At 46.3% G+C, this 7200-nt stretch carries 8 protein-coding genes; 7 read left to right on the top strand and 1 reads right to left on the bottom strand.

The features are described from left to right. Positions 1–137 precede the first annotated feature (137 nt). From QUB08_RS22175 to QUB08_RS22190, 4 genes are all read left to right on the top strand, one after another. Positions 138–1811, top strand: a complete 1674-nt coding sequence (locus QUB08_RS22175) for an ABC transporter ATP-binding protein (protein WP_333227160.1) — start codon at positions 138–140, stop codon at positions 1809–1811. Between the two features lie 117 nt (positions 1812–1928). After that, entirely contained in the window at positions 1929–3002 is a 1074-nt protein-coding gene (locus QUB08_RS22180) for an RNA polymerase sigma factor, RpoD/SigA family (protein WP_333227162.1), read from the top strand. Positions 3003–3182: 180 nt separating this feature from the next. After that, positions 3183–3668, top strand: coding sequence for a GNAT family N-acetyltransferase (locus QUB08_RS22185; protein WP_333227172.1), 486 nt, complete (start codon positions 3183–3185; stop codon positions 3666–3668). A gap of 385 nt (positions 3669–4053) precedes the next feature. Then, entirely contained in the window at positions 4054–4260 is a 207-nt protein-coding gene (locus tag QUB08_RS22190; protein ID WP_333227164.1) for a glycogen debranching protein, read from the top strand. Between the two features lie 38 nt (positions 4261–4298). Here QUB08_RS22190 and QUB08_RS22195 read toward each other — a convergent pair whose 3' ends face one another. Then, positions 4299–4526: a hypothetical protein gene (locus QUB08_RS22195; protein ID WP_333227166.1), complete on the bottom strand. Its 228-nt coding sequence runs from the start codon at positions 4524–4526 to the stop codon at positions 4299–4301. 108 nt (positions 4527–4634) lie between these two features. On the opposite strand from QUB08_RS22195, the gene QUB08_RS22200 reads away from it, so the two are divergent. The 3 genes from QUB08_RS22200 to QUB08_RS22210 all read left to right on the top strand — a co-directional run bounded on the left by QUB08_RS22200 (position 4635) and on the right by QUB08_RS22210 (position 7037). After that, positions 4635–5630, top strand: a complete 996-nt coding sequence (locus QUB08_RS22200) for an AEC family transporter (protein ID WP_333227168.1) — start codon at positions 4635–4637, stop codon at positions 5628–5630. A gap of 74 nt (positions 5631–5704) precedes the next feature. After that, the gene (locus tag QUB08_RS22205) at positions 5705–6547 is read left to right on the top strand and encodes a Uma2 family endonuclease (protein ID WP_333227170.1); all 843 of its coding nucleotides are present in this window, start codon (positions 5705–5707) and stop codon (positions 6545–6547) included. Between the two features lie 76 nt (positions 6548–6623). Then, positions 6624–7037: a nuclear transport factor 2 family protein gene (locus QUB08_RS22210; RefSeq protein WP_190657739.1), complete on the top strand. Its 414-nt coding sequence runs from the start codon at positions 6624–6626 to the stop codon at positions 7035–7037. Positions 7038–7200: the final 163 nt, after the last annotated feature.

Raw genomic sequence — 7200 nt, forward strand, 5'->3', positions numbered from 1 at the left:
ACAACAGACAACAGACAACAGACAACAGACAACAGACAACAGACAACAGACAACAGACAACAGACAACAGACAACAGACAACAGACAACAGACAACAGTTAACAGACAACAGACAACAGACTAAGGACTAATGACTAATGACTAATGACTCTTCTCTATTTTCCGTTGACAATCTGCGAGTAGCTTATCCTCAGCGGCGAGGCCAATCAGGTTGGGCCGTGGACGGGGTTTCCCTGACGCTGAAACCGGGGGAAAAGCTCGGATTAGTTGGGGAGTCTGGGTGCGGTAAGTCAACTTTGGGAAGGGCGGCGATGCGGTTGCTGCCGGATTCAACGCTGATTGAGGGGCGAGTTAGTTTTGCTGGAGAGTCAGTGTTTGATATGAATGCTTCGCGGCTGAGACGGTTTCGTGGCGAAGCTGTGGCATTGATTTTTCAAGATCCGATGACTCGTCTCGATCCTTTGATGACTGTAGGAGAACATTGCATCGAGACTTTGCAAGCTCACAGACCGAATTTGGATCGCAAGCAAGCTAAGAAACGGGCGATCGAAACTCTGGAAGCTGTGAAAATTCCGGCGTCTCGCTGGTCGCAATTTCCCCACGAATTTAGCGGCGGAATGCGACAAAGAGTAGCTATTGCTTTGGCTCTTTTGCTCGATCCCAAATTAATTGTGGCGGACGAACCGACTACCAGTTTGGACGTAACTGTAGCTGCTCAGATTTTGCAGGAATTAACCAGACTTTGTGAGGAACGGGGAACGGCAATTTTGTTGATTTCTCACGATTTGGCGATGGTGGCTGAGTATTGCGATCGCATTGCGGTGATGTACGGCGGTAAAGTCGTAGAAACAGGGCCGGTGCAAAACGTTTTTGAAAAGCCACAGCACGAATATACTCGATCGCTCCTCAAAGCAGCTTTGCACATTCAAGCCGATTCTGGCAAAGGGTTAGCATTCGAGGAAATCAGGACTGAAGTCGTTACTGCAAACTCAACAAATTCACCTCTTTTGACCGTAACGAATTTGCAGCAACACTACAGTTTAGAAAGCAATTTATTAGATCAGTTATTTTCCCGGAATCGCCAGGTAATTAAAGCCGTAGACGGCGTTAGTTTAGAGCTACAACGGGGAGAAATCCTAGGGCTGGTGGGGGAGTCCGGCTGCGGCAAAAGTACATTGTCACGCACGATTTTGCAGCTAATTACCGCGACTGGTGGCAAAGTGGAATTTCAAGGAATAGATATAACTGCCCTGAACCGGGATGCTGTGAGGAAGCACCGCCGCGAAATGCAAATGATCTTTCAAGACCCCCACGCTTGCCTGAATCCGATGATGACTGTCGGGCAAAGTATTGCTGACCCTTTGTTTATTCACAAATTAGCTAATGGTAGCGAAGCGAAAAAACAAGTAATCCAAATGTTAGAGCGGGTGGGTTTAACTCCAGGGGAGGATTTCTTTCGTCGCTATCCGGGGGAATTGTCGGGAGGACAACAGCAGCGAGTTTCTATAGCCCGCGCTTTGATTACTCGACCGCAACTGATAATTTGCGACGAACCTGTGAGTATGCTGGATGCCAGCGTGCAGACTCAAGTTTTAGAGCTGATGTTGGAGTTGAAGCAGGAATTTAATTTGACTTATCTGTTTATTACGCACGATTTGTGGGTGGCGAGATTTTTTTGCGATCGTATTGCGGTAATGAATGCTGGAAAAATTGTTGAAATCGGTAAGACTAGGGATATTTTTACTAATCCGCAGCACCCTTACACTCAGCAGTTGTTGCAGGCTGCTCCTTTACTAGCCCGAACTAATTGATTTGGGATTTGGGATTTGGGATTTGGGATTTGGGATTTGGGATTTCGGAAATTTCGGGTTAAATTGGTTAAAGTTAAGGGATACTTTTCAAATCCTTCCACCGACACCAAGCACGATATGGCAGAATCTGACCTAGGCAGTTTTGCGGTGGCACCCGAAGCCTCATTCGCGATCGCACAAGATGAAGACACCGAGATCGATCGTCCCACGGTAACTCGATCGTCAGCATACAACAACTGGTCTGCCGACGATCCAGTGGGAGCTTTGTTCAAGGAAATGGCTCGGTATCCTCTACTGACAGCAGCCGAAGAAGTAGAGTTGGCGCGCCGCGTTCAAGAATTGGTAGCCCTGGATGAACTAGAACAGCGTTTGCAGCAGGAATTAGACAGAGTGCCGACAAAAGCTGAACTCGCAGCGGCTTTGGGGATAAGCGAAACTCAACTGCAACAGCTTCGCCACCAGTGTCAGTCGGCGAAACGGAAAATGATCAGCTCGAATTTGCGCTTGGTGGTTTCGATTGCCAAACGCTATCTTAATCGGGGCGTGCCTTTTCTCGATTTAATTCAGGAAGGAGCTTTGGGTTTGAATCGGGCAGCCGAAAAGTTCGATCCGGAGAAGGGTTACAAGTTTTCTACTTATGCCTATTGGTGGATTCGCCAAGGAATTACCCGGACAATTGCCAATCAAGGGCGGACGATTCGCTTGCCTGTTCACATTGTCGAACAGTTAAATAAACTTAAAAAAGTTTATCGAGATTTGAAGCGTTCTCTTCAACGAAATCCAAGTGAAACTGAACTTGCTAGAGAAATGCAAGTGACTTGCGAACAGCTTCGCTACCTCCAGCAAGTACGCCGGCAATCTTTGTCTCTCAACCACCGCATCGGCTCCGAAGAAAGTTCGGAACTTTTGGATGTTCTCGAAGATAACGCGACGCAATCTCCCGAAGCTCAGATGAATGAGATGATGATGCGCCAAGATATTTTGGAGGTGTTGGACAGTATTTTGACTGAGCGGGAAAAAGAGATTGTTGCTATGCGTTACGGTTTGCTGACCGGCGAACCTTACACTTTAGAAGAGGTCAGCAGTTTGTTCAATTTGTCCCGCGAACGAGTCCGTCAAATTCAAAATAAGGCAATGCGAAAGCTGCGTCGCCCTCAAGTGACGGAACGATTGAAGGGCTGGTTGAAATAAACTAAAAAACCTTGAGTTGGCATTTTGAAAAATCTTAAAATTATTGTGGGGTGGCACTCCGAGGCCACCGTAAATATGCTGGTTTAATGTGGAAAAAATTAATTAAAAATTACAAATTAAAAATGTCTTGATGTGGTATTTTTAAGTGTTGATTGTCGCGTACTACTTACTTATTTATTTATGTCTTCTGAGGTAATTTTGCGTACAGCTACCCGCGCCGACGTGCCGGTGCTGTTTGATTTGATTAAAGCTTTAGCTGAGTACGAAAAATTATCTCATGCCGTTACTGGTAATGCGGTTGATTTGGAGAATCATTTGTTTGGCGATCGACCTTTTGCTGAAGCGATTTTAGCCGAGTGCGAAAATCGAGTTGTGGGCTGGGCGCTGTTTTTTTACAATTATTCTACTTTTTTGACTCAGCCGGGAATTTATTTAGAAGATTTGTTCGTGCTGCCTGAGTTTCGAGGGCGGGGAATTGGCAAGTCTTTGATAGTTTATTTAGCGCAGTTGACAGTTGAAAGGGGCTGCGGGCGTTTGGAATGGAGCGTTTTGGATTGGAATGAATTGGCGATCGGATTTTACAAGGGTATCGGTGCTGATGTGATGCCCGACTGGCGGATTTGCCGGGTTGCGGGCGAGTCTTTGGCAAATTTGGCATCGAAGTAATTCAGGCGTGTGGAACAGGCATCTTGCCTGTGTGTGGAACAGGCATCTTGCCTGTGTGTGGAACAGGCATCTTGCCTGTGTGTGGAACAGGCATCTTGCCTGTGTGTGGAACAGGCATCTTGCCTGTATGTGGAACAGTATGTGGAACAGGCATCTTGCCTGTGTGTGGCACAGGCATCTTGCCTGTGTGTGGAACAGGCATCTTGCCTGTGTGTGGAACAGGCATCTTGCCTATGTGTGGAACAGGCATCTTGCCTATGTGTGGAACAGGCATCTTGCCTGTTAAGCTAAAATGCCGCACTCTGGTTAATTAATACCTACCTAATTAATTGACAAAAATATAGGAAAATTTAGATAATAGTTAAGTTAATTGGGAGAGTAGATCGTGATTATTTGGGTAAACGAGCAAATCGATCCGTCGGGCATTCTTTATTCTTGCATTGCTTGTTGCGATGAGACTCAAGCGAAGGATTGCCACCAATCTTTTGAGCAGAATTTGACGGCAGAGCAAAAACAGCAGGGCTGGGTTGCTACCTTGGGGACTGTTAGTTCTTGGGATGAGGTGCCTGTTAATGCTTTGAAATTGAATTAATGAGTGCAAGTCATCAGCAGCTTTAGTCTCCCCCTGTTTCAGTTCGCTCGAAACGGCAGGAAAACGTTCCCCGTCTGTTCGTCCAAGGCAAGATAACTCGATCGCACATTTGTCAAATTAACAGAGGTTTTGTGAATGTGAAGGTAAAAAGCTGCAAGCATTTGGGGCTGCCAGTCTGAGAAGTTTGCCCTGCAAGGTGCGGGAATTTGGGCGGAAATTTTCGGGCCTGCAGTGCTGCGAACACCCGATGACGAAAAAGCGTGCAAGTGCGATCGTCTTCGAGGGCTCCGCTAACGACAATTCGCATTTCTTAAACGGCTTTTAGGATTACTATTAATAGATAGAGGCATTTCCAATTGTCTAGTTAAATTTTTATGATTGAAACCTTATTTCACGCTTATACGCCTCTAGTTATCTGGACGGGCTTGGGACTGCTGCTGTTTCGGTACATCCCAGTTAATTTTCCCAAGCTGCTGAGCTACTTTCTTTTCTGGATTGGGATACCGCTGCAAATTCTAGTTTTAGCCCGTCACAGCGAATTTTCGGGTGCTGTGGGATTCACGCCGGCGATCGCCATATTCGTGTTATTTCTGAGTACGAGTTTTGCTTGGCTGACTTGGGTATTATTGCGTAGGCTGAGTGCGGCCCACATCAAAAAGCCCTTTTTTCAGGGCAAAAATTCTCTGGTAAATTTATTTTTATTAAATTTTAATTCCCTGAAGCGATCGAGCGAAGGGAGTTTCATCCTAGCTGCGATGTTAGGGAATACGGGCTTTGTTGGATTAGCAATCACCCCGTCTATCATCAGCACCGATAACACCAACTGGGCTGTCTTATACAGCGTCACTAACAATGTTATTGGAACTTATTGTTTCGGTGTATTTATTGCTAGCTATTTCGGGAACTCCGAGCAAAAAAATCACTGGTGGACTCAGATCCGGGACGTGCTGACAGTTCCCGCCCTGTGGGCATTTTTAATTGGTTTTTATACTAGAAACATCCCTTTGCCCGAGACAGTGGAATCGGGATTGCAGACTGCTGTTTGGGTGGTAATTGCCAGTGCTTTGCTGCTGGTTGGCATCCGGCTGAGGTCTATTAAAAAATGGGAAAGTTTTGAACTGGCGTTAATCCCGTCGCTGTTAAAAGTGGTAATTGTGCCGGTGCTGATCGGATTGGGTGCTAGTTATTTCGGATTGAGCGGCGATCCGAGGTTCGTGTTGGTGTTGATGTCGGGAACGCCCACAGCTCTTTCCGTGCTGATTTTAGCAGAAGTCTACGAGCTCGATCGCGATTTGTTAGCTAGCAGCATCGCCATCACTTCTGTCGGGTTGCTGTTGATGCTTCCGCTGTGGTTAGCTGGGTTTAGTTAATATTAGCTAAAGTTTCAAATCAGATTGCTATTAAATTTCGCTGTACAATGAACAATAACTGCACGGAAAAGACTATGAATGAGACAATAACTGCTACAGGTCTGCCTCCTGCATTCCCCGACCATACCCAATTGCCAGACGAAGACGGTACATTTGTAAAAAATTTTCAGGAGCATCCTCAGAGCATCATTCTGACAGATTCGATCGCGCCGGTTGTAGAGCGGCTGCATCCAGATGGACAATATGCGATCGGGCAAGATTGCGGGATTTACTGGCGATCAACTGACCCGCTAGAGCGAGGTGCAGAAGCACCGGATTGGTTTTACGTGCCCAATGTACCGGCAACACTTGACGGTTTTCGCCGTTCTTATGTACTTTGGCGGGAACACATGGCTCCGTTCATTGCTTTAGAATTTGCTAGCGGTAATGGAGAGGAAGAGCGCGATTCCCTTCGGGATAGCTTCGCTTCACGTACTCCCTTGACTGTAGCCGCTGACGGTACAACAACTAAACCCGGTAAGTTTTGGGTGTACGAGAGAATTATCCGCATTCCTTACTACGGCATTTATGAAATGAGAACGGGCAATTTAGAGGTCTATCACCTGATAGATTTTGTGTATCGAAGGATGGAGCCAAACGAACGCGGTCACTATCCCATTCCTGTATTAGATGTAGAATTGGGACTGTGGCAGGGAAGCTATCAAAATCAAGAACTGCTTTGGCTGCGGTGGTGGGATTCGCAGGGGAATTTGCTGTTAACTGGCTCCGAACAAGTTGAAGTTGAGCGGGCCCTGGTCGAACAAGAACGGGAAAGAGCTCAACAAGAACGAGAAAGAGCCGAACAAGCAGAGCGAAAAGTCACCCAGTTAGCGGAGCGACTGCGAGCAATGGGAATCGATCCCGATGCTGAGAATTGATATCAAAGTCCCAAAACTCTCTCTGTAGCGCGAGCATCCAGCACCTTACCTTTTATAGTCACAAAAAACAAAGCTGATGGAAACTAAACCACCTCTACCGCCCTTTACGTTGGAAACGGCTAAAGCCAAAGTTCAAGCTGCTGAAGATGCCTGGAATACCCGCGATCCAGAACGAGTAGCCTTAGCTTATACGGAAGATTCTCAGTGGCGAAACCGTGCCGAATTCTTCAGCGGACGGGAAGAAATCAAGGCTTTTTTAAGACGAAAATGGGCAAAGGAATTAGATTACCGTTTAAAGAAAGAACTGTGGAGTTTTACAGACAATCGGATTTCTGTTCGCTTCGAGTATGAGTGGCACGATGATTCTGGGTACTGGTATCGGGCCTATGGTAATGAACAGTGGGAATTTGCCGAAAATGGGTTAATGCGAAGACGTGAAGCTAGCATTAATGATGTTCCCATTCAAGAGTCGGAACGGAAGTTTCGATAAGATCTATCGGTGAGTTTCTAGACGCATAAACCTGGCTTTTTAGGAAAATATGCAGGTTTGTAGTAAGGACTTTAGTCATGATTGACTAAGGAATGAGAATTAAATAACTTAGAATTTTGATGGTTCTTGTGGGATGGGCGTCCCGCCCGTCCAGAAAGGGCGG

The sequence above is a fragment of the Microcoleus sp. BR0-C5 genome (assembly GCF_036705045.1).
In the GTDB taxonomy this organism is placed as follows: Bacteria; Cyanobacteriota; Cyanobacteriia; order Cyanobacteriales; family Microcoleaceae; genus Microcoleus.

Bases quoted from the DNA above. Each gene is read 5' to 3' on its own strand.
- QUB08_RS22175 (WP_333227160.1), top strand. From the start codon at position 138: ATGACTAATGACTCTTCTCTATTTTCCGTTGACAATCTGCGAGTAGCT.
- QUB08_RS22180 (WP_333227162.1), top strand. From the start codon at position 1,929: ATGGCAGAATCTGACCTAGGCAGTTTTGCGGTGGCACCCGAAGCCTCA.
- QUB08_RS22185 (WP_333227172.1), top strand. From the start codon at position 3,183: ATGTCTTCTGAGGTAATTTTGCGTACAGCTACCCGCGCCGACGTGCCG.
- QUB08_RS22200 (WP_333227168.1), top strand. From the start codon at position 4,635: ATGATTGAAACCTTATTTCACGCTTATACGCCTCTAGTTATCTGGACG.
- QUB08_RS22205 (WP_333227170.1), top strand. From the start codon at position 5,705: ATGAATGAGACAATAACTGCTACAGGTCTGCCTCCTGCATTCCCCGAC.
- QUB08_RS22210 (WP_190657739.1), top strand. From the start codon at position 6,624: ATGGAAACTAAACCACCTCTACCGCCCTTTACGTTGGAAACGGCTAAA.